This window comes from Nocardia sp. NPDC058518 (genome assembly GCF_042719655.1).
Classification (GTDB): domain Bacteria; phylum Actinomycetota; class Actinomycetes; order Mycobacteriales; family Mycobacteriaceae; genus Nocardia.
In genome coordinates this window covers 304,280-325,221 of the sequence record NZ_JBHXNJ010000005.1, presented here as the reverse complement: position 1 = coordinate 325,221, position 20,942 = coordinate 304,280, and the positions used below count along the sequence as shown (strand labels likewise).

Genomic DNA, 20,942 nt, shown 5'->3' with positions numbered 1-20,942 from the left:
CCCTCGTGGCGGCGGGCCGGGGCGCCCGCCGCCCGCGCCATCCCCACGGGGGGGCGCGCCTGTTTACTCCCCCCCCCCCCCCCCCCGCTCGGTTGAGATCTCTCAGACGCCGCTCGGGCTCGGCAGCGCACCACGCGCCGCTTCGTAGGCAGCGCCAACCCGGTACAGGCGGTCGTCGGCCAACGCCGGCGCCATGATCTGCAGACCCACCGGCAGGTTGTCGTCGGCCGACAGACCCGAGGGCACCGACATGCCGGGGTGGCCCGCCAGGTTGGTCGGCAGGGTGCACAGGTCCGACAGGTACATGGCCAGCGGGTCGTCGACCTTCTCGCCCAGCTTCCACGGGGTGAACGGGCTGGTCGGCGAGACCAGCACGTCGACCTTTTCGTAGGCGGCGTCGAAGTCGCGCGCGATCATCGTGCGGACCTTCAGCGCCTGGCCGTAGTAGGCGTCGTAGTAGCCCGCCGACAGCGCGTAGGTGCCGATCATGATGCGGCGCTTGACCTCCGGACCGAAACCGGCCTCACGGGTCAGCGACATCACCTGGTCGGCGCTGTGGCTGCCGTCGTCGCCGACGCGCAGGCCGTAGCGCATGGCGTCGAAGCGCGCCAGGTTCGACGACACCTCCGACGGCATCACCAGGTAGTACGAGGACAGCGCGTACTCGAAGCTCGGGCACGACACCTCGATCACCTCGGCGCCCAGTTCCTTCAGCACCGCGACCGCGGCGTCGAAGGAGGCCAGCACGCCGGATTGGTAACTGTCGGAATGCAATTCGCGCACCACGCCGACGCGCACGCCGGTCAGGTCACCGTTGGCACCCTGCTTGGCTGCCTCGACGACGGGCGCCACCGGCACATTGCGCGAGGTGGAGTCGCGCGGGTCGTGCCCGGCGATCACCTCGTGCAGCAGCGCGGTGTCGAGCACGGTGCGACCACACGGACCACCCTGATCCAGCGACGACGCGCACGCGATCAGGCCGTAGCGGGAAACGGTGCCGTAGGTGGGCTTCACGCCGACCGTCGCGGTGACCGCGGCGGGCTGACGAATAGAGCCACCGGTATCGGTGCCGATGGCAAGGGGCGCCTGGAACGAGGCGAGCGCCGCCGCCGAACCGCCACCGGAACCACCGGGGATGCGGGTGGTATCCCACGGGTTGCGAGTCGGACCGTAAGCGGAGTTCTCGGTGGAGGAGCCCATCGCGAACTCGTCCATGTTGGTCTTGCCGAGAATCGGGATGCCCGCGGCGCGCAGCCGGGAGGTGACCGTCGCGTCGTACGGCGACATCCAGCCCTCGAGAATCTTCGAGGCGCAGGTGGTCGGCATGTCGGTGGTGGTGAAAACGTCCTTGAGCGCCAACGGAACTCCCGCCAGCGACGAGGCGGGGGTTTCGCCCGCGGCGAGCGCGGCGTCGACCACGGCGGCGGCGGCGAGGGCTTGGTCACCCGCGATGTGCAGGAAGGCGTTGAGCTCACCGTCGACCTTGCCGATGCGATCCAGATGCGCCTGGGTGACCTCGGTGGAGGACACCTCGCCGCCGTGGATCTTGGCCGCCAGCTCGCTCGCCGACAGCTGGGTCAACTCCGTCATTCGCCCTCTCCCAAGATCTGCGGAACCAGGAAACGCTGTTCTTCCACGGCGGGCGCCTGGTCCAGCGCCTGCTCGGGGGTGAGGCCGGGTGTGACCGCATCGGGCCTGGTCACATTGGTCGTCGGGTTCGGCGACGCGGTGGCGGGGACGTCGGCGGCGACCTCGGTGATGGTCTGCACGTGGCTGAGGATCGAATCCAGCTGACCGGCGAACTGGTCGAGTTCGGCGTCGGTCAACGCCAGCCGGGACAGCCGGGCGAGGTGAGCGACCTCGTCGCGGGAGATTGCGGGCACCGCGGGACCCCTTTCGGCTTCGGTGGGCAGTATCGGTACAGCCTAATTGGCGACCTCTACTGGTTTCGACGCGCCCGCCCCCGCACGCCGGACGCACCCGCCTCGCACGAAAGTTCGCGCATGTCGCGCCGGTGGGGTCATACTTCGGGTCGAGAACCCGCGTTCAGGGGTGTAAGTATTGCTTCACCGGGTATTCGTCTCGAACAACCCCGGCCGGCAAGGAAAGGAACGCACGTGTCATACCTGCTCCGCGTGCAACTTCCGGATCGACCGGGAAGCCTCGGCTCCCTCGCACTCGCACTCGGCGGGGTCGGCGCGGACATTCTCTCGCTCGATGTCGTGGAACGCGGCGCCGGCTTCGCGATCGACGATCTCGTCGTCGAAGTCCCCACCGGCGCACTGCCGGACACCCTCATCACCGCCGCGGAATCGGTGCGCGATGTACACGTCGACTCCATTCGCCCCTACTCCGGCGTGCTCGACACCCACCGCGAGCTCGAACTGATCGACCAGGTCGCCAGCGCCCGCGACGACCGTCTCCAGGTTCTCGTAGACGGCTGCCCCCGCGTGCTTCGCGTCGGCTGGTCCACGATCATCGGCATCGGCCCCGCGGGCGCCTACCGCATCGTCGGCAGCCCGAGTGCCCCTGAGACACAAGCGGGTTCGGCGCCGTGGATGCCCATCGAGAAGCCGATGTGGCTCGACGGCGACGCCGACTGGGTGCCGGAGATCTGGCGCGACATGGACACCAAGCTCGCCGCCGCACCGCTGGGCAACACCGGCAGGGCGCTGCTTCTCGGCCGCCCCGGTGGGCCCGACTTCCGCCCGTCGGAAGTGGCACGGCTCGGCTACCTCGCCGGCATCGTCGCCACCGTGCTGAACTGATCGGGTCAGCGCAGCGCGAGCCGCATGACGAACAGCTGCAGCCCGTCGTGGGTGGCCCAATCACGTTCGGGGACACCGACGAAGCCGAGCCGCTCATAGATCCGGTGCGCGTCGACCATCGAGAACATGGTGGTGAGCGCGACCGCTTCGAAGTCGCCTGATTTCGCCTCGTCGATGACGGCGCGAACCAGTTCGGTGCCCACACCGAGTCCGCGCGCCTGCTTCGATACCGCGAGCATGCGGAACTCGAGTTCACCGGGCTGGGCGATCTCCGCATAGCGCGTGCCGGGCTTCGCGACAGTGAGCGAGCCGACAACCAGCCCGTCGTGCACGGCGACGAGGACCTCGGCATCGGCCGCCCGGTGGGCGACGTCGGCGAGTTCCCGAACGTAATCGTCGCCGTCGGGGACGTAGCCGTCGCCCACGTACACATCGACGGTCAGCGCGGCGATCGCGTCGTATTCGTCGGGGTGAGCGGGGCGGATCAGAAGTCCGGTGGTCTGGTCGTCAGTGCCGTGCATCCCGAAATGATCCCATTCGGACGCTTGTGAGCTCCGACTCACCCATGCCGGGGGAGGCCGGTGAGGTCGCTCAGGAGCCCAGGTAGGGGCGCAGGCCCGGGTGCTCGGCGTGCCAGTCGTCGGGGTTGTGGGGTGGGTAGGCGATGGCGAGGTGGTCGCCGGGGGCGGGCCAGTGCGCGGCATCCCAGGCGAAGCGGCGATAGACCACCTTGCCGGTGATCGAGGGGCCGGTGACGGTGCCGGTGATCGTCACGTAGTGCTCACCGATCATCGCGGGCAGCGGGCTGACACCGGTCACATAGAGCGACCCGTGCTCCAGGTTCGCCCTACCCCGGCCGGTCCGTCCGGCGACAACGGCACCGATCGTCACCGCCAGCATCGTCACCAGCGCTGCCGCCATCACCACTTCGAGCATGAGCCCATGCTAGGCCCGGCTACAGCGGCGTGAGCTCGCTGACCCCCTGCTCCCGGCGCACCTGCCAGACGGCGGTCCGGGTGCGCTGGGAGCGTCCGTTGCCGCGGTCGATCAGCGCGCGGTCGGCGGTGGTGTAGATCAGTTGTGCGCCACGGGAATTGGTCTCCGGGTTCTGGAACAGCTGGACGAGGCGGTCGGTTTCCTCGACCGGCAGGCCGACGCCGAGATCGTCGACCGCGAGCACCTGACCGGTGTCGAGGGCTTCCAGCATGGCCGGCAGCACGCGCAGCAGCGAGCGGGTGGCGGTGGATTCGTCGGCCAGTTCGAACGGCACGTCGATGCCCTCGTGCACCAGGCTCAGCCCGGCGCCGCGACGGTCGACCATGCGCCGGTACAGCGCGTCACGCGCGGCGCGAAGAGTGCTCAGCTCGCGTTCCACCAGAATCTGCTCTGGGTGGTCGAGATGACCTGCCAGCGCGCCGATTTCGGCGTCCAGATCACGCAGGTAGTCCGCGTACATCGGATCGTGTTCGGCGACGAGCAGATCCTCGATCCCGAGATCGGCTGTGCGCAGCAGCATCAGCAGCCGTGCCGCGTTGTCGGGTGAACGGGAGATGTGGCTGCCGAGGTCGTGCGCGAGCGCGTCGGCCTCGACATCACCCTGCTGCACAGCCAGATTCGCCGCGAACCACCGATACGCGGGCACGAGCGCCTCGGCATACATCTGCCCCGCCAAGCTCAACAGCAACGCGTTCGGCCGCAGCAACGGCACCAACGCCGCCACCCCGTATCGAGCCGCCTCGAACATCGGCCCGATCTTGACCTCGTCACCGTTGCGTTCGAACACGATCCGCTTGCGCGACCGGGGATGGGTGTACAACCACTCCGCGACCACATCGGCGTTGTCGAGCCGGAACCCATAGGTATAAGGCACACCCTCGGCCACGAACCCGGCGACGAATTCCGTTGGGCGATCAGCGAACCCGAGATGCGGGCGGCGCACGGGCCCCGCGTAGGGGTCCCACCCGCTCACCGAATTCAGTACCGCGTCCCGCATCTGCCCGAGCGCATCGATCAAGCTCGTCTTCCCAGCGGCCGCCACCCCGTGCACCGCCGTCACCGGCACCGCCAACGGCCCACCGGCCCCCTTGGTCAGCCGCAATTGCTGAGCCTCCGCCAGCGATCCGTGGTTCGTCACCTGAAAACTGCGCAGCAAAGGTCCGCCTCTCCGAGATTCTTCGCAAGACTAGGGGACGTGGGGCCCTGCCGACGCGGCAGGCCAGTCGAGCTATCCGCCCGAGTCCGGCCGAACGGCAGCTCCCATCCCGGGCGTGTTCCGTTCGGACGCACTAAGGTGCTGTGCACTGTGGCTGGTCGGTCGCAGGTTCAGTGTTCGGCAGCGAGGATGGGTGCGCGTCATGGCGGTTCGGGTGATTGTTCGCGGAGTTGTCGTTGCTGCGGTAACTGCAGGAGCGCTCGTTCCCGCGGCGCTGCTCACCGCACCCAGCGCGATGGCTGATCCGTGCCCGACGGGGACCGCGCGCGTGTTCCTCGGGAACTCGACCAACTCGTGTCAAGGTGCGGGGTCGGTGTCCTACACCGAGGCGCCGGTCTCGAAGGTGTGCTCGATGACCAGCACCGACGTGACTGTCGAGATCCAGACCAATATCAAGAAGCGGCCGCTGCGCACTCAGGAGCTCAGCAACGGGCAGTGCGCGTCGTTCGATATGAAGACCCAGATCGGCAACACGGTCACCGTCACCCCGAACTGACGCGGGCCCGACGTCGCGACCGGCTACTCCTCCACGACCGGTTCGGCTCTGACCGCATCGGGGCCTGCCTCGAGCAGTAGCCGAAAGCCGTCTTCGTCCAGGATCTGGACGCCGAGTTCTTCCGCCTTGGCCGCTTTCGAACCGGGCGCATCGCCGATCACGACGAACGCGGTCTTCTTCGATACCGAGCCTGCCGCCTTGCCGCCGCGAACGAGGATCGCTTCCTTCGCGCCGTCGCGGGTGAAGGTTTGCAGCGAACCGGTGACGACGATCGACAGTCCCTCCAGGTTGCGTTCGATGGATTCGTCACGCTCGTCCGCCAGCCGCACGCCGGCCGCTCGCCACTTGTCGACGATCGCGCGATGCCAGTCGACGGTGAACCATTCCACGACCGCGGCGGCGATAGCCGGGCCGACGCCGTCGGTGGCCGAGAGTTCCTCTCCCGTCGCGGATTCGATGCGCTCGAGACTGGCGAATTCGGCGGCCAGCGCGCGGGCGGCGGTCGGGCCGACATGGCGGATCGACAGGGCGACGAGCACGCGCCACAGCGGAGTGTCCTTGGCGCCGTTCAGGTTTTCGAGCAGGCGGGCACCGTTGGCCGAGAGGGCGCCGTCCTGTTTGGTGAACAGCGGCACGCCGAGCAGGTCCTGCGCGTCGAGGGCGAACAGGTCGCCTTCGTCGGTGATCGCACCCGAGGTGAGCAGGGCGTTGGCCGCTTCGTAGCCGAGGGCTTCGATATCGAAGGCGCCGCGGCCTGCCAGGTGGAAGACGCGTTCGCGCAGCTGGGCGGGGCAGTACCGCTGGTTGGGGCAGCGGATGTCGGCGTCGCCCTCCTTGGCGGGGGCGAGTTCGGTGCCGCATGCGGGGCAGTGCGTCGGCATCACGAATTCGCGTTCGTCGCCGGTGCGGGCATCCACGACGGGGCCGAGGACCTCGGGGATCACGTCACCGGCCTTGCGGATGGTGACGGTGTCGCCGATCAGCACGCCTTTGCGTTTCACTTCGGCGGCGTTGTGCAGGGTGGCCATCGCGACGGTCGAGCCGGCGATCGGGACCGGCGCCATCACCGCGAACGGCGTGACCCGACCGGTGCGGCCCACGTTCACCTCGATGTTCAGCAGCGTGGTGGTGGCCTCCTCGGCCGGGTACTTGTAGGCGATGGCCCAGCGCGGGGCCCGGGAGGTGGAGCCGAGGCGGCGCTGCAGGGCCATCTCGTCGACCTTGATCACCTGGCCGTCGATCTCGTGCTCGATGTCGTGGCGGTGTTCGCCCCAGTAGGCGACCCGCTCGATGACCGCGTCGATCCCCTTGACCAGGCGGGTGTGTTCGGAAACCGGCAGACCCCAGGCGGCGAGTGCCCGGTAGGCCTCGTGCTGGGAGTCCGGGCGATAGCCCTCCATGCGGCCGAAACCGTGGCAGATCATCCGCAGCCGGCGCTGGGCGGTGATCGCGGGATTCTTCTGGCGCAGCGAACCGGCGGCCGTATTGCGCGGATTCGCGTACGGCGGTTTGCCCTCGGCGACGATCTGGGCGTTGAGAGTCTCGAAATCCTCGACCCGGAAATACACCTCGCCGCGCACTTCGAGAATTTCCGGGATCGGGAATTCCGCTGTCGGGGTGAGCTCGGCGGGGATGTCTTCGATGGTGCGCGCGTTGAGGGTGACGTCCTCGCCCGTGCGTGCGTCCCCACGCGTCGCGCCGCGCACCAACTTGCCGTTCTCGTACACGAGGTTCAGGGCGACACCGTCGATCTTGACCTCACACAGATAGTGCAGATCGGCCCCGGCCTCTGCCTCGACCCGGCTCGCCCAGGTACGCAGCCCCTCAGAATTGAACACATTGTCCAGCGACAGCATCCGCTCGAGATGATCGACCGCCGTGAACTCGGTCGCGAACCCACCGCCGACCAGCTGGGTGGGCGAATCGGGCGTCCGCAGATCCGGATGCGTCTCCTCGAGGGCCTGCAGTTCGCACAACAACGTGTCGAACTCGCCGTCGGTGATGATCGGCGCGTCCCGCACGTAGTAGCGGAACTGATGCCCACGCACCTCGTCGGCCAGCTCTTGCCACCGCACCCGCTGCTCGGGGGTAGCCGCCTCGGCACTCACGGAATCCACGCTGTCACTCACCCACCGAAGATTAGTCGAGCCCACCGACACATCCGGCGACCATCACCGCACGTCGCAGGGCTGATTTCGATGCCATCACGGCGAGTGAGGGGAACTGACCGGCGCCACTCGAGCCGGGCAACCACCTCTATTCGAAGGTGATCGACTCCGGTTCTTCGGCGAAGGCGCGGGCTACATCGGTGGTGAGGGCAAGCGCCTTGCGGGCCCACGGCAGGGGTGCGCCCGCCAGCCCGCAGGAAGGGGTTACCAGGATTTGGGTGGCCAGGGTGGTGCGGGGGAAGCCGAGGCGGTCGATGAGGCGGACCGCGGGTTCGGCGATATCGCGCCAGGTGGCCGGAGCCGTGGGCGGGGTGGTGGGGGTCAGGCCGAGGGCGATCTTCTTGCCGGAGTCGATGATTTCACCGAGGGCGTCGAGGTCGGCGGTGGTGATGGCCGCGGCGTCGAAGGAGATCGCTGCCGCTGCCGTGCGGCCCAGGGTGGTGAGCGGAGGGCGAGAAGCACAGGTGTGCAACAGGACTGGCGAGGATTGCGCGTTGATGACGGTATCGAGGATGTGCAGGGTGTCCGGCTCCGGAAGCGCACGGATGGTGTTCAGGATGCTGGGACCTTGCAGGGAGCCCTCGAGAACCGTGTCGAGCCGGGGTTCGTCGAGTTGGATGATCACCTCGGCGCCCAGTCGTTTGCGGATCTCGGCGGCGTGGCGGACCAGCCCTTCGGCGAGGGATTCCGAAAGATCGCGTACCGCACCGGAATCGGTGAGAATGCGATGCCCGCCGGGCAGTTCCACCTCGGCGGCGAGGGTGAGCGGACCGGCGGCCTGGATCTTCACCACCCGCCCGGTGCCTGCCAAACCCGCTGTCTCCCAAGCCTCTTCGATGGCATCGAGGTCGGCGTGCATCAAGTCCCGCGCACGCCGCGAAACCCCGGTCGGGCGGGCGGCCAGGCGGTAGCCGCGGGTCGTGGAATCGAAACGCAGATCGACCAGCAGAGCCGAGACACGGCCGATCATGTCGGCGCCGATGCCACGCTCGGGCAGTTCGACCAGGTGCGGGAGGACGGGCAGTTCGCCGATGATCGTCGCGGCGGCCTCGCGCGGATCGGTGCCGGGCCACGAACCGACGCCGGTGGCGGTGCCGCCGACGAGCAGGTCGACAGGCTCCTCCAGGGAATTCTCGCTTCGCCGGAGTGTCACGCGACGCCCGCGGAAACCTCGGTGCGGTCGGTGCCGTTGATGGTGCCGCTGCCGATCACGGTGTCGCCACCGTCGGCATCGGGCAGGTACAGCACGATGGCCTGTCCCTTCGCGACGCCGGTGAGCGGCTCGCCCAGCCTGGCGACGAACCCCGCACCCTCGGGCTCGACCACCGCAGGCGCGGTCCCACCGTGCGCGCGAACCTGCACGACACACTCGACCGAGGAGGTCGGGCGAACGCCGGACGTCCAGATCGCGCGGTCGGCGGTGATGACATCGACCTGCAGGTCCTCGACCGAACCGACCTTGACCGTCCCCGAATCGGGGTCGATCCCGGTCACATAGCGCGGCTTGCCGTCGGCGGCGGTGTGACTCAGGCCGAGGCCCTTGCGCTGGCCGACGGTGAATCCGTGCACACCCTCGTGATTACCGAGCACCGTGCCGTCTGAATCGACCAGCGCACCGGGCCTGATGCCGATCTTGGCACCGAGGAAAGCGCGGGTATCGCCGGAGGGGATGAAGCAGATATCGTGGCTGTCGGGCTTGTTCGCCACCGCCAGCCCACGCTCGGCCGCTTCCTCACGAATCCGCGGCTTCGGGGTGTCACCGACCGGGAACATCGCCCGCGCGAGCTGCTCGGCGGTGAGCACCGCCAGCACATAGGACTGGTCCTTGTCGGCGTCGACAGCGCGACGAAGCACACCCTCGTCGAGCCGGGCGTAGTGCCCGGTGACCACGGCATCGAAGCCGAGCGCCTGCGCGCGGTCGGCCAGCGCGGAGAACTTGATCTTCTCGTTGCAGCGCAGGCACGGGTTCGGGGTCTCCCCCGCGGCGTAGGCGGCGACGAAGTCGTCGATCACGTCTTCCTTGAAGCGATCGGCGAAATCCCAGACGTAGAACGGGATTCCGAGCACATCGGCGGCGCGGCGCGCGTCACCGGCGTCCTCCTTGGAGCAGCAACCACGCGACCCGGTCCGCAGAGTGCCCGGGTTCGCCGACAGCGCCAGATGCACCCCGACCACCTCGTGCCCCGCGTCCACGGCCCGCGCCGCGGCCACCGCGGAATCGACACCACCGCTCATCGCAGCGAGAACTCTCATCAGGCACCTCCTCTAGCGCCGGCCAGGCCTGCGGCTCTGGCCCGATCGATGACCTGCGGCAGCACGGTCAACAGTGTTTCGACATCGGCTCTGGTCGAGGTGTGACCGAGCGAGAAGCGCAGCGAACTGCGCGCCTGCCACGGTTGCACACCCATCGCGATCAGCACATGGCTGGGCGAGGCGACCCCCGCGTTGCAGGCCGAACCGGTGGAGCATTCGACGCCGGCGGCGTCGAGCAGCATGAGCAGCGAGTCACCCTCGCAACCGGGGAACGTGAAGTGAGCGTTGCCGGGCAGCCGGTCCGCCGGGCCGTTGAGCACCGCCTCCGGCACCGCCGCCCGCACACCGTCGATCAACTCCTCGCGCAGCGCCCGCAACTGCTGAGCGCGCGCGGGCAGGTCGGCGACGGCATCGCGCAGCGCGGCGGCCATCCCGATCGCCGCGGCCACATCGGAGGTGCCCGAGCGCAGGTCGCGTTCGTGCCCGCCGCCGTGCACCAGCGGCACACACGGCACGTTACGGCCGAGCAGCAGCACCCCGATCCCGTGCGGACCGCCCACCTTGTGCCCGGCCACGCTGAGCGCGGCCAGTCCGCTCGCGGCGAAGTCGACCGGTATCTGGGTCACCGCCTGAATGGCGTCGCTGTGCATCGGGATGTCGAATTCCTGTGCGACAGCGGCCAATTCGACGATCGGCTCGATGGTCCCGACCTCGTTGTTGGCCCACATCACACTGACCAGCGCCACCTCGTCGGCATGCGCGGCGAGCACCTCACGCAACGCCTGCGCCGACACGACACCATCGGCGTCGACCGGCAGCCAGCTGACCTGCGCGCCCTCGTGCTTCTCCAGCCACTCCACAGCATCGAGCACCGCATGATGCTCGACCGCGCTGGTGACGATCCTGGTGCGCCGCGAATCAGCCGCCCGACGCCCCCAGAAGATCCCCTTGACGGCCAGATTGTCGCTCTCGGTACCCCCGGAAGTGAAGATCACCTCGGACGGTCGAGCACCCAGATCAGCCGCGATCGACTCACGCGCCTCCTCCAGCGACCGCCGCGCCGCCCGCCCCGAACCGTGCAGCGAGGACGCGTTACCGACCGCCCCGAGGGCAGCCGTCATCGCCTCGACCGCGGCAGGCAACATCGGAGTGGTCGCCGCGTGATCGAGGTAGACCGTCTTGGGCGCACCGTTGACCGGACCCGAATAAGCCGACTTCATGACCGACAAAGCCTATACCACCGCTGACCTGGTCATCTTCGGGGTCCACCCTTGCTTTCTACGATTTTTCTACGATTTACCCAGGATCCTCAACACGTGTATCACCTATCTGTATTCCCGGATCGGCGGCGAGAAGGCCGGTGCGACGGTCGAGTCGGCTAGCTAGAAGGACGCAGATCGGCCTAGCATGGCGGATCCAATGCGCCCTCGGGTTGCCGATCGGGTACTACTTCACGCCGAGACGTTTGACGACCTTCAGCGTGGCTGTGATCGCAGCCCGCCAGACCGTCGAAGCCACGTCCGATGGCGGACTGATCGGGCGAAGCCGCTGGTGGGCGACGGTCTGTACCTCCGTGTACTTCAGAAGTCCTTCGGCTCCATGCCGACGTCCGAGCCCTGAGTCGCCCATGCCACCCATCGGGGCGTCGATGCTGCCCCAGGCCGCGGCGAAGGCTTCGTTGACGTTCACTGTTCCCGCGTGAATCCGGGCCGCGACCGCTCGACCGCGTCCGCCGTCGCGGCTCCACACACTGGCGTTGAGGCCGTAAGGCGTGGAGTTGGCCATCTCGATCGCGACGTCGAGGTCGGTGAACGGGTAGATCGACACGACGGGACCGAACGTCTCCTGGTCGAACAGCGTCATCTCGGGCCGCACGTCGGTGAGGATCGTCGGTTCGAAGAACAACGGACCCAGGTCGGGTCGCGGCACTCCACCGGCCAGCACCTTTGCGCCCTTGCCGACCGCATCGATCACGTGGTCACTCACAGTGCTGAGCTGCGCGGGGTTGGTCAATGACCCGATGTCGCTGCCGAAGTCGAAAGCCGGCGATATCGTGAGCTCGTTGGTCCGCTCGACGAATTTGCGAATGAACTCATCGTGGACGCGTGCATCGACATAGAGGCGTTCCACCGAGACGCACAGCTGACCGGTCGACGAGAAACACGCCGTGACTGCGCCTTCGGCGGCCCGATCGAGATCAGCATCGTCGAGGACGAGCATCGCGTTCTTTCCGCCGAGCTCGAGCGAGGCACCGATCAAACGTTCGCCGGCATCGCGCGCGATCACGCGACCGCTTGCGGTCGACCCGGTGAACATCACGTAGTCGGCGTTGTCGATCAGCGAGGCACCGATGCTGGATCCACGACCGACCACGATCTGCCAGACGTCGACCGGCAAGCCTGCCTCCGCCATCAGATCCAGAGTCCACAGTGCGGTGAAGGCGGTCTGCGTGTCCGGCTTCTGTACCACGGCGTTTCCCGCCATCAGCGCGGGAATGGTGTCGCCCGCGGCCATGCTCAGCGGATAGTTCCACGGCGAGACCACCGCGACTACCCCCTTCGGGTGACGCAGTTCCGTGGTGTGCGTGAGCAGCGGGACGGCCCCTTTCCTGCGTTTAGGAGCGAGTAGCTTCGCCGCAGTTCGCGCGTAGTAGCGCGCTGTGACCGCGATATCGACGACCTCGAGGAAAGCGTCCTTCCGCGACTTGCCGTTCTCGGTCTGAATGAGGTCAAGCGCCTCCGCCTGACGATCCAGAACCAGGTCGTGGAAGCGCAGCATCACCCGCCGTCGTTCCCTGAGCGATGTCTGGCTCCACACACGCTGAGCCCGGCGAGCACGCGCGAACGCCTGTTCCACATCCTCCGGCGACGACACACGAATCGCGCCGATCGGCGCACCGGTGTAGGGAGCGTTCGCTGTCACCGTCGGCGAGTCCAGAGTAGAGCTGACATGACCGGCGAGGCGTTCGAGCCATTCCGGTCGCAAAGTGGTCGCCTCGCTCGTGAGGGTGCTCGACATCGGTGTCTCCATCCATGCTGTCGTGGGGCTGATTCGAGACTCGCACGGCAGAAATGCCGACCACAGGTGTGCAGCGGCCGATGAGTTACTAGATTTGGCCCCGTGAACTGGGATGTGCCTCGCCCCCCGACCAGTCTGTTGGTCTTGACGGAGTTCGCCGGCGAGTTCGGTGTGTCGGTGGAACAGTGTCTTGGCGGAACCGGGCTGCAGCCACAGCAGCTGTGGGATCCGACCGTCGAGGTGACCGCGCGCCAGGACTTGGCGGTATCGCGCAACCTGCTCGCGTTACTGAGTGATCGGCCGATGCACCCCGGCCTCGAAGTTGGTCTTCGCTACCACCTGACCACGCACGGCATCTGGGGGTTCGCGCTGGTCAGCAGCCCGACGATACGTGAGGCAATCGATGTCGGGTTGAGATTCTTCGACCTGACATTCTCCCTCGGTACTGTGCGCGCACGTGAAGCGCCCGACGGCGACTTGCAGCTCCTGTTGGACGCGCCCGACGTCCCGCGGCCGCTGCGCCGCTTTTTCGTCGAACGAGACGTGGCGGCGATCCTGACAATCCAACGGGAAGTTCTGCCGCGCCCGCTGACTGCGCGGCGAATCGAGTTCGCCTTCCCGTCTCCGGCGGATGGGGTGAGTCGCTATCGGGAGATCCTCGGCGTCGTCCCGGTTTTCGATGCGCCGGAGACAGTGATCGTCGTGGATGCCGAGGTCATGGACCTCCCGCTGCCGCAATCGAACCCGCACACCATGACGATGGCGGTCGCCCAGTGCCGAGAGCTGCTCACCCGCCGCCGCGGTCGGACCGGTTGTGCGGGGCGGGTGCGTGATCTGCTGCTGACCGAGATCGCCGCCCCGCCGGATGCCGATCGCGTGGCGGAAGCGATGAACATGAGCGGGAGAACGCTGCGCAAGCGACTTGCGGCAGAGGGCACCTCGTACCGCACCCTGCTCGATGAAGTCCGCGAGCACCTGGCCGAAGAGCTTCTCATCACCGCGAGACTGCCTGTCGAACAGATCGCTCACCGGCTCGGCTATGTCGAGGTTTCGAGCTTCTCGCAAGCCTTCCGGCGTTGGAAGGGGGTGGGTCCACGCGAATTCCGATCGGCACAGCCGGCCGACTACCTGGGCCGAATCTAGTAACTTATGGGCCGATCAACACCTGTGAGCTGCGGGTTCACCTCGCTAGCGTGATGTGCACGCACAGAATGACGACGAGGAGAACTCATGGTGCAGCCCCGGCGCGACGACGATGTCCAAGACTGGGTGATAGTCGGATCCGGCTTCGGCGGCAGCGTCGCCGCCCTGCGACTGGCTGAGAAGGGCTATTCGGTCACCGTTGTCGAGCAGGGAAAACGGTATCGTGACGAAGATTTCGCCAAGAGCGCGTGGCGGCTGGACAGGGTTCTGTGGGCCCCCAGGGCGCGCCTGAAGGGCATCATGGCGTTCACTCCGTTCCGGCATGTTTCCGTGCTGAGTGGCGTCGGTGTGGGCGGTGGCTCCTTGGTCTACGGAAACACGCTGTACGTGCCGCATTCCGATGACTTCTACCAGCACGAACAGTGGGACGAGCTCGCCGACTGGCGGACCGTGCTGGCTCCGCACTACGCCACTGCGCAGCGGATGCTCGGCGTCACCACGTTCGAAGGTGACGGACCCAGCGAGCAGATGATGCGAGCAATCGCCGCTGACCTGGATGTCGCCGACTCCTATCACCCCACCCAGGTGGGGATCTACCTCGGAACACCGGGGGTGCGCGGACCTGATCCGTACTTCGATGGCGCCGGCCCGTCCCGTACCGGTTGTACTCGATGCGGTCAGTGCATGCTCGGCTGCCGTGTCGGTGCGAAGAACACCCTCGAGAAGAACTACTTGTACTTTGCCGAGAAACACGGCGTCCGGATCGAATCGGAACGCACCGTCACCGATATCCGTCCAGCAGGCTCGGACGACGGCTCGGACGGTTATCTGGTGACGACCGAGCGTTCCGGAGCGTGGCTGCGTCGTGATCGCCAGGTTCATCGCGCCCACGGTGTCGTGATCGCCGCCGGTGCACTAGGCACGAACCTGTTGCTGCGTAAGTGCAAGGACAAAGGTGGTCTGCCCCAGCTGTCGGAGCGAATCGGCGAGCTGGTGCGAACGAACAGCGAGGCGATCGTGGCTGTTACGGCCCGGGACCGTCACAAGGACATGCGGGCCGAGTTGGCGATCACGTCGAGTGTCCACCCCGACGAGCACACGCACTTCACCAACAACACCTACGGCGTCCGGGGCGACGCCATGTCGTTGAATTTCGGCCCACTCACCTCGGGCGCAGGCCGCAGGCTGCAGTTCGCTCTCGCGATACTGTCGAATCCGCTGCGCTGGCTCAACCCCTTCCGCCCCCGCGGCTGGTCGCAAAGATCGGTGGTGTTCACGGTCATGCAGAGCCTGGACTCGTCACTGTCGCTGCGACCACGCCGTCCCGGCGGCCGGGTGAACACCGCAATATCCGAGGGCACAGCACCGTCGAACTTTCTGCCCATCGCGAACCGGGTCGCCGAACTCGCCGCGAAACACATCGACGGCTACCCGCAGACCGCAGTGCTCGAATCGCTGATCAGCACGCCGACCACCGCGCACATCCTCGGCGGCGCCGTCATCGCGGACAGTCCGGAACGCGGCGTCGTCGACCGGTATCGGCGGGCATTCGGCTATCACAACTTCCTGATCACCGACGGATCCACTGTCCCGGCCAACGTCGGAGTCAATCCCAGCCTGACGATCGCCGCGATGGCCGAGGAAGCGATCAGCCATGTCCCGACCAAGAACGAGGACAATGTATGAGCACTTTTGCCACCAAGTTGGCTGCCACGGCGGCTATCGCCCTCCTGCCGACGACTGCGGCGGCTGGACCCGCTACCGCCCAACCACGCCACACGCCGACCTGCGAAAGCCATTGGATCGGTAGCTGGATGGCCGCGCCCTCGGATTGGATCAGCGTGACCGACGCGTCCGCGGTACCGAACCTGTTCGTCGCCCAACAGACGTACCGTCTTGTGATCACACCCCACCATGGCGGTTCGACGGCACGTGTCCATCTGACCAATCGCGCACGCCCGCTGCCGATGGAGGTCGGCCACGTGACGATCGGCCTGCAGGCCGACGGCGCGGACGTTGCGCCCGGTTCGCTTCGGGATGTCACGTTCGGTGGCTCCCGCGCGGTAACGATTCCAGCTGGGGGTGACGTCGTGAGCGACCCAGTCGACCTGTCGTTCAACGGCTTTCAACCACTCGCAGTCGGCGTATACCTCCCGGGGCCCGCGCCGCTACCGACGCAGCATTTCAACGGCAATACCACCAGCTTCTACAGCCCGCCGTTCTCTGGTGACCGGACCGCCGATCTCTCCGGCTCAGCCTTGACGATGACGACCACATCGATGCCGCTCGTGTCGGGACTGGACACGATGGCACCTGGAGACACGTCGACGATCGTGGCCCTGGGTGATTCGATCACCGATGGGTACGCCGGGGCGAACCTGCTCGGCTTGCCTCAGGATCGATCGGTCGTAGATCGCAATGCCCGGTACCCGGACTTCCTGCAGCGCCGACTAGACGCCGCAGGCCTACCCTTCTCCGTGCTCAACGCGGGGATATCCGGGAACCGGATCACACGCCATGGCGCCATCCCGCAATACGGTCCGAGCGCACTCGACCGTGTCCAGCGCGACGTTGTCGACAAGCCTGGCGTCAGCGACGTCATCGTCCTCGAAGGTATCAACGACCTCGGGATACCAGTCGGTGTCAGCTACGACGAATTGGTCGACGGCTACACCGCCCTCATCGATCGTTTGCACAGTGCCGGGCTTCGAGTCCACCTCGGCACGATCACGCCGACGAGCAACGCGTTACTCGACGGCGTTCTCACCTTCCCACCAGCAGAGCCGGTGCGACAGCGCGTCAACGAATGGATTCGGGGACAACACCTTTCAGACAGCGTCATCGACTTCGATGCCGCACTACGCGACCCCGGCAATCCTTCGAACCTCAACCCGCGGTACGCCGGCCCCGACAACCTGCATCCGAACACTGCCGGATACCAGGAGATGGCGCAGACAATCGATCTGAACATCTTCCGCCGCAACTGCTGATCGAGAACGTCGACAGCGCGATGAGCGATTGACACCAAGCGCCAAGCGATCGGCCGTCTGTCGCTACGAGAATCGCTGGCTCGCCGGCCCGAGCGCCGCCGTCGGTCAGGCCAGCATTTTGGGCACGAGCTGGGGTGCCGGCTGCGCGAGGCTGGACCGCCGACGTCGGCAGCCTCCAACAGGCAACCGATGCCGCCGCCGCACACTTCGGCCGCATCGACGTGGTCATCGCCAACGCGGGCATCGGGACAATGGCTCCGCTGTCCACCCTCGACCCCGCCGCCTTCGAGCGCGTCATCGACATCAACCTCACCGGTGTCTGGCGCACTTTCCGGGCCGCGCTCCCGTACGTCAAAGCGCAGAAGGGCTACCTACTCGCCGTCTCCTCGATGGCCGCGTTCGTGCACTCTCCACTGCAAGGCCCCTACACCGCGAGCAAAGCTGGTGTGTGGGCGCTGGCCGACTCGACCCGCCTCGAGCTCCGCCATCTCGGCGTCGGTGTCGGCAGTGCGCACCCCACCTTCTTCAAGACCCCGATGATGGACGAGGTCCACTCCGACCCCGCGGGAAACACCCTCTGGAAGGGAAATGCCAGCGGCCTGTGGAAGATGATCACCCTCGACGAAGTTGTCGAGGGCATCGTCGAAGGCATCGAACGCCGCGCCGAGCTGATCATCGTGCCGAAACGACTCGGCCTCCTCGCGCGAATCCCCGGCCTCATCCGACCGCTCGTCGACCGGATCGGGTTCCCCGGCAGCACAATCCCCGACGCCATCGCCCAGGCATCACCCACCGGGTGGAACTGACAGGCGCGGTCCGGGACCTTCGACAGCGCCGCACACGCTGGACACCGAATCCCATGGCTGACCGACAAATGAGATGAAAGCGCACGCTGCATGACCGCAGATAGCCAGCAAGTACCTCCCCGATTCACTGTCCTCGTTGTCGATGACGACGAGGACACCCGGCGTTCGATCGCGGGAGGTCTGCCACCGAACGAGTTCGACGTGCGCACCGCGACCGACGGCGCCGAAGCTATCGCGGCCTATCAATCACACGAGCCCGACATCATCGTCGTGGACTGGCAGATGTCGGCACTCGACGGACTCGGATTCATCACTGCCATGCGCGCATTCGGCAGTACGGTGCCGATCTGTGTCATCAGCGCCCAGACCGATGTCGCCGACAGAGTCGCCGGGCTCGAAGCCGGTGCCGACGACTACCTGTGCAAACCCTTCGCGCTTGCAGAACTCACCGCCCGACTGCGGGCCCTACTGCGGCGCAGCGCATCGAAGAAGCCTGCCCCGAACGCCACCATCGTCTCCGATGGCGTGCGACTCGACAGATTCCAGCGCCGGGTATTCGTCACCGGCACCGAAGTCGAATTGACGCGCCGCGAATTCGATCTACTCAGCGCACTGACAGCCGACCGCGGCACCGTGGTGTCGCGGGAACGTCTGCTCCAGGTGGTCTGGGGACGCAATGCACCACAACCCAATATCGTCGACACGTTCATCTGCCATCTGCGACGAAAGCTGTCTCCACCGGGCAAGCCAGGGTTCATTCACACCGTGCGCGGCATCGGCTATGTCGTGCGATAGACACCAGCTGCGATACCTGCCGCGCCGGGAAGTATCGAGCCTCACACGATCATGAACGCATCCTCAGAATTCCTCGACCGCCGTCTTATCAGCCGCGCATACGGTCTGAACCGAGCACATCCATTTCGCTTGGAACATCGCTCTTTTCGCCTGCGGCCGCCGCGCCGGTCCGATCCCGCTCCACCTCGAGAGGTTCATGATGTTGTCCCCGAGCACGCTCGCTGCCGTCGCCACTGTCCGCCTGCTGCAACGATCGGCGCTGATACTGATCGTCGTCGCGACGATGTCGGCCTCGCTGCTGACCACCGGCACAGGCGCCCGCGCGCACGGCGCCTACGACCCCGCCGGGTTCGACTTCTACGTCGACTCGAGCATGGGCCCGATCAAATCCCGCGTCTTCCGCGCCGCCGACGGCAACACCGACCGCATCGTCTACGCACTCGACGGCATGCGCGCACGCGAAGACCTCAGCGGCTGGGAGATCGAAACCGACGCCGCCCGCAAGCTCACCGAACACAACATCAACGTCGTCATGCCGACCGGCGGACAGTCGAGTTTCTACGCCGACTGGGAGCGCCCCTCCACCTTCTACGGCACCGCGATCGACGCCTATGCCGACTCCGCAGGACTGGGCGAACTTCCGGCGTTCTCCAACGGCCCCGGCAAGTCCTACACCTACGCCTGGGAGACCTTCCTGACCCGGGATCTGCGCAACGCCCTGCGTGATCGGCTCGGGTTCAGTCCGGTGCGCAACGGGATCTTCGGCCTGTCCATGGGTGGCAGCGCCGCGATCACCCTCGCCGCCTATCACCCCGACCAGTTCAGCTTCACCGCGTCGATGTCGGGTTACCTGACCCCGTCGTCGCCGGGCATGCGCTCTGCGATCAGCACCGCGATGGTCGACGCGGGCGGCTACAACCTCGCGTGCATGATCGCCTCGCCCCTGTCGAGGAAATGGCAGCGCATGGACCCCTTCGTCTTCGCACCCCGGCTGATCGCGAACAACACCCGGGTGTGGGTTTCGGCCGCGACCGGCGTCGTCACCGACGAACAGTTCAGCAAGGACACTGTCGCCGGATCGGCGCTCGAGATCCTGGCCTGGGCGAGCACTCGCACTTTCCAGATCAGGATGACCACCCTCGGAGCGAAGAACGTCGCCTACGACTTCCCTACGACGGGACTGCACAACTGGCGACTGTGGCAGGACGAGATCACCCGGATGCTGCCCGATCTGTCGGCCAACATCGGATGAGCCGTCACCGCAGAACACGAACAGCAGGAAAGAAGGAATTCAGATGAGCTCGTCCATGAAGCTGGTCGGAGCGTTTCTGTGGCTGACCTCTCGCCCGTTCATCTCGACCGCAGGACGCGTACGAATGGTCATGAAGTTGCCTGCGCGACAGGCGAAGCCACCCAGGTCACTGCGTCGACGCCAGCGCGTCGTGGTTCGTGAGGCCGAGGGGTTTGCGTACTACAGCGTCCAGCCGCAGAACTCGTCGGTCGATCGCGTGGTGATGTACCTGCACGGAGGTGCCTACATCAGGCCCATTACTCGTCACCACTGGGCACTCATCTCCCGCCTCGCCGATACCGGCGCCCAGGTGGAAGTTCCGATGTACGGCTTGGCCCCACACCACACCTACCGCCAGGCCTACGAGTTCCTGGCGGGCGTCTACCGCCGAATCGTCACCGAGTTTCCCGGCGCGGCAGTGATCATCGCCGGCGACTCGGCGGGCGGAGGACTCGCGTTGGGTTTCACCCAGTCACTCGCGAGCCGGAACCTACCCGAGCCGCACCATCTCATCCTGATGGCACCTTGGCTCGATCTCACCCTCGCCGACCCCGATATCGCCGCGGTCGACGACCCATGGCTCAGCCGCGAAGGACTCATCGAGGCCGGAAAGGCCTGGGCTGGAGGCGATGATCCGACCGATCCCCGCCTCAGCCCACTCAACGGCCCCGTGGCCGACCTCCCACCGACCGACCTGTACATCGGCACCAAGGACTTGTTCCACCCCGACGCTGTACACCTGGCCGAGAAGGCCTCCGGACACGACGCGTTCTCGCTGGTGGTTTGTGCTGATGCCCTCCACGTCTACCCCCTCCTGCCTACGACTGAGGGACGCCTGGCAGCCACAGAGATTGTCGGCACCGTGGCCAACTTTTAGGGCAGGTAATTCCGTCAGGCCAGCGCGTTTCCATCTTTGGATGTGCCTCGCCCGGGGCACGGACCTGCGACCGCCCCTCGCGACGGCGATGGATCCCAGGATTTCTAGCACTCACCCATGCCTCA

The 20,942-nt window shown here is 66.6% G+C and carries 19 protein-coding genes; 9 read left to right on the top strand and 10 right to left on the bottom strand.

Features of this window, described 5'->3' with window-relative positions; translation table 11 throughout:
* Positions 1-102: 102 nt before the first annotated feature.
* The gene (gene gatA / locus ACFWPX_RS12305) at positions 103-1,590 is read right to left on the bottom strand and encodes an Asp-tRNA(Asn)/Glu-tRNA(Gln) amidotransferase subunit GatA (protein WP_378912546.1); all 1,488 of its coding nucleotides are present in this window, start codon (positions 1,588-1,590) and stop codon (positions 103-105) included.
* Complete coding sequence (gene gatC, locus ACFWPX_RS12300) at positions 1,587-1,883, bottom strand: Asp-tRNA(Asn)/Glu-tRNA(Gln) amidotransferase subunit GatC (RefSeq protein ID WP_378912547.1); 297 nt, start codon at positions 1,881-1,883, stop codon at positions 1,587-1,589. Before gatC ends, gatA begins: the two co-directional genes overlap by 4 nt.
* A 234-nt stretch (positions 1,884-2,117) precedes the next feature.
* Here gatC and ACFWPX_RS12295 point away from each other — a divergent pair, with 234 nt between their 5' ends.
* Positions 2,118-2,768 carry an amino acid-binding protein gene (locus ACFWPX_RS12295; RefSeq protein ID WP_378912548.1) on the top strand — a complete coding sequence of 217 codons (651 nt, stop codon included), beginning with the start codon at positions 2,118-2,120 and terminating at the stop codon, positions 2,766-2,768.
* A gap of 5 nt (positions 2,769-2,773) precedes the next feature.
* Here the strand turns inward: ACFWPX_RS12295 and ACFWPX_RS12290 are convergent, their stop codons facing one another.
* From ACFWPX_RS12290 to ACFWPX_RS12280, 3 genes are all read right to left on the bottom strand, one after another.
* The gene (locus ACFWPX_RS12290; RefSeq protein WP_378927495.1) at positions 2,774-3,289 is read right to left on the bottom strand and encodes a GNAT family N-acetyltransferase; all 516 of its coding nucleotides are present in this window, start codon (positions 3,287-3,289) and stop codon (positions 2,774-2,776) included.
* A gap of 70 nt (positions 3,290-3,359) precedes the next feature.
* Positions 3,360-3,704, bottom strand: a complete 345-nt coding sequence (locus ACFWPX_RS12285; protein WP_378927494.1) for a hypothetical protein — start codon at positions 3,702-3,704, stop codon at positions 3,360-3,362.
* Positions 3,705-3,723: 19 nt separating this feature from the next.
* Positions 3,724-4,902: an ATP/GTP-binding protein gene (locus tag ACFWPX_RS12280; RefSeq protein WP_378927493.1), complete on the bottom strand. Its 1,179-nt coding sequence runs from the start codon at positions 4,900-4,902 to the stop codon at positions 3,724-3,726.
* Between the two features lie 391 nt (positions 4,903-5,293).
* Here ACFWPX_RS12280 and ACFWPX_RS12275 point away from each other — a divergent pair, with 391 nt between their 5' ends.
* Positions 5,294-5,476 (top strand): hypothetical protein, encoded by a 183-nt coding sequence (locus ACFWPX_RS12275; protein WP_378927492.1) that lies wholly within the window; start codon positions 5,294-5,296, stop codon positions 5,474-5,476.
* 23 nt (positions 5,477-5,499) lie between these two features.
* On the opposite strand, the gene ligA is transcribed toward ACFWPX_RS12275, so the two are convergent.
* From ligA to ACFWPX_RS12250, 5 genes are all read right to left on the bottom strand, one after another.
* Entirely contained in the window at positions 5,500-7,605 is a 2,106-nt protein-coding gene (gene ligA / locus ACFWPX_RS12270; protein WP_378927491.1) for an NAD-dependent DNA ligase LigA, read from the bottom strand.
* 127 nt (positions 7,606-7,732) lie between these two features.
* Positions 7,733-8,797, bottom strand: a complete 1,065-nt coding sequence (locus ACFWPX_RS12265) for a methionine synthase (RefSeq protein ID WP_378927490.1) — start codon at positions 8,795-8,797, stop codon at positions 7,733-7,735.
* The gene (gene mnmA / locus ACFWPX_RS12260) at positions 8,794-9,897 is read right to left on the bottom strand and encodes a tRNA 2-thiouridine(34) synthase MnmA (protein ID WP_378927489.1); all 1,104 of its coding nucleotides are present in this window, start codon (positions 9,895-9,897) and stop codon (positions 8,794-8,796) included. The genes ACFWPX_RS12265 and mnmA overlap by 4 nt, the downstream gene beginning before the upstream one ends.
* Complete coding sequence (locus ACFWPX_RS12255; protein WP_378927488.1) at positions 9,897-11,117, bottom strand: cysteine desulfurase family protein; 1,221 nt, start codon at positions 11,115-11,117, stop codon at positions 9,897-9,899. The genes mnmA and ACFWPX_RS12255 overlap by 1 nt, the downstream gene beginning before the upstream one ends.
* 226 nt (positions 11,118-11,343) lie before the next feature.
* A complete protein-coding gene (locus tag ACFWPX_RS12250; RefSeq protein ID WP_378927487.1) occupies positions 11,344-12,915 on the bottom strand; it encodes a succinic semialdehyde dehydrogenase in 1,572 nt (523 codons plus the stop codon).
* Positions 12,916-13,059: 144 nt separating this feature from the next.
* Between ACFWPX_RS12250 and ACFWPX_RS12245 the strand changes: the two genes are divergently transcribed.
* From ACFWPX_RS12245 to ACFWPX_RS12215, 7 genes are all read left to right on the top strand, one after another.
* The gene (locus ACFWPX_RS12245) at positions 13,060-14,058 is read left to right on the top strand and encodes an AraC family transcriptional regulator (RefSeq protein ID WP_378927486.1); all 999 of its coding nucleotides are present in this window, start codon (positions 13,060-13,062) and stop codon (positions 14,056-14,058) included.
* Positions 14,059-14,145: 87 nt separating this feature from the next.
* A complete protein-coding gene (locus ACFWPX_RS12240; RefSeq protein WP_378927485.1) occupies positions 14,146-15,744 on the top strand; it encodes a GMC oxidoreductase in 1,599 nt (532 codons plus the stop codon).
* Positions 15,741-17,048, top strand: a complete 1,308-nt coding sequence (locus ACFWPX_RS12235) for a GDSL-type esterase/lipase family protein (protein WP_378927484.1) — start codon at positions 15,741-15,743, stop codon at positions 17,046-17,048. The genes ACFWPX_RS12240 and ACFWPX_RS12235 overlap by 4 nt, the downstream gene beginning before the upstream one ends.
* Before the next feature lie 134 nt (positions 17,049-17,182).
* Positions 17,183-17,854: an SDR family NAD(P)-dependent oxidoreductase gene (locus ACFWPX_RS12230; protein ID WP_378927483.1), complete on the top strand. Its 672-nt coding sequence runs from the start codon at positions 17,183-17,185 to the stop codon at positions 17,852-17,854.
* Positions 17,855-17,944: 90 nt separating this feature from the next.
* Positions 17,945-18,649 carry a response regulator transcription factor gene (locus ACFWPX_RS12225; protein ID WP_378927482.1) on the top strand — a complete coding sequence of 235 codons (705 nt, stop codon included), beginning with the start codon at positions 17,945-17,947 and terminating at the stop codon, positions 18,647-18,649.
* 199 nt (positions 18,650-18,848) lie between these two features.
* Positions 18,849-19,901, top strand: a complete 1,053-nt coding sequence (locus ACFWPX_RS12220; RefSeq protein WP_378927481.1) for an alpha/beta hydrolase — start codon at positions 18,849-18,851, stop codon at positions 19,899-19,901.
* 43 nt (positions 19,902-19,944) lie between these two features.
* On the top strand, positions 19,945-20,817 hold the full coding sequence (locus ACFWPX_RS12215; protein WP_378927480.1) for an alpha/beta hydrolase fold domain-containing protein: 873 nt from the start codon (positions 19,945-19,947) through the stop codon (positions 20,815-20,817).
* Positions 20,818-20,942: the final 125 nt, after the last annotated feature.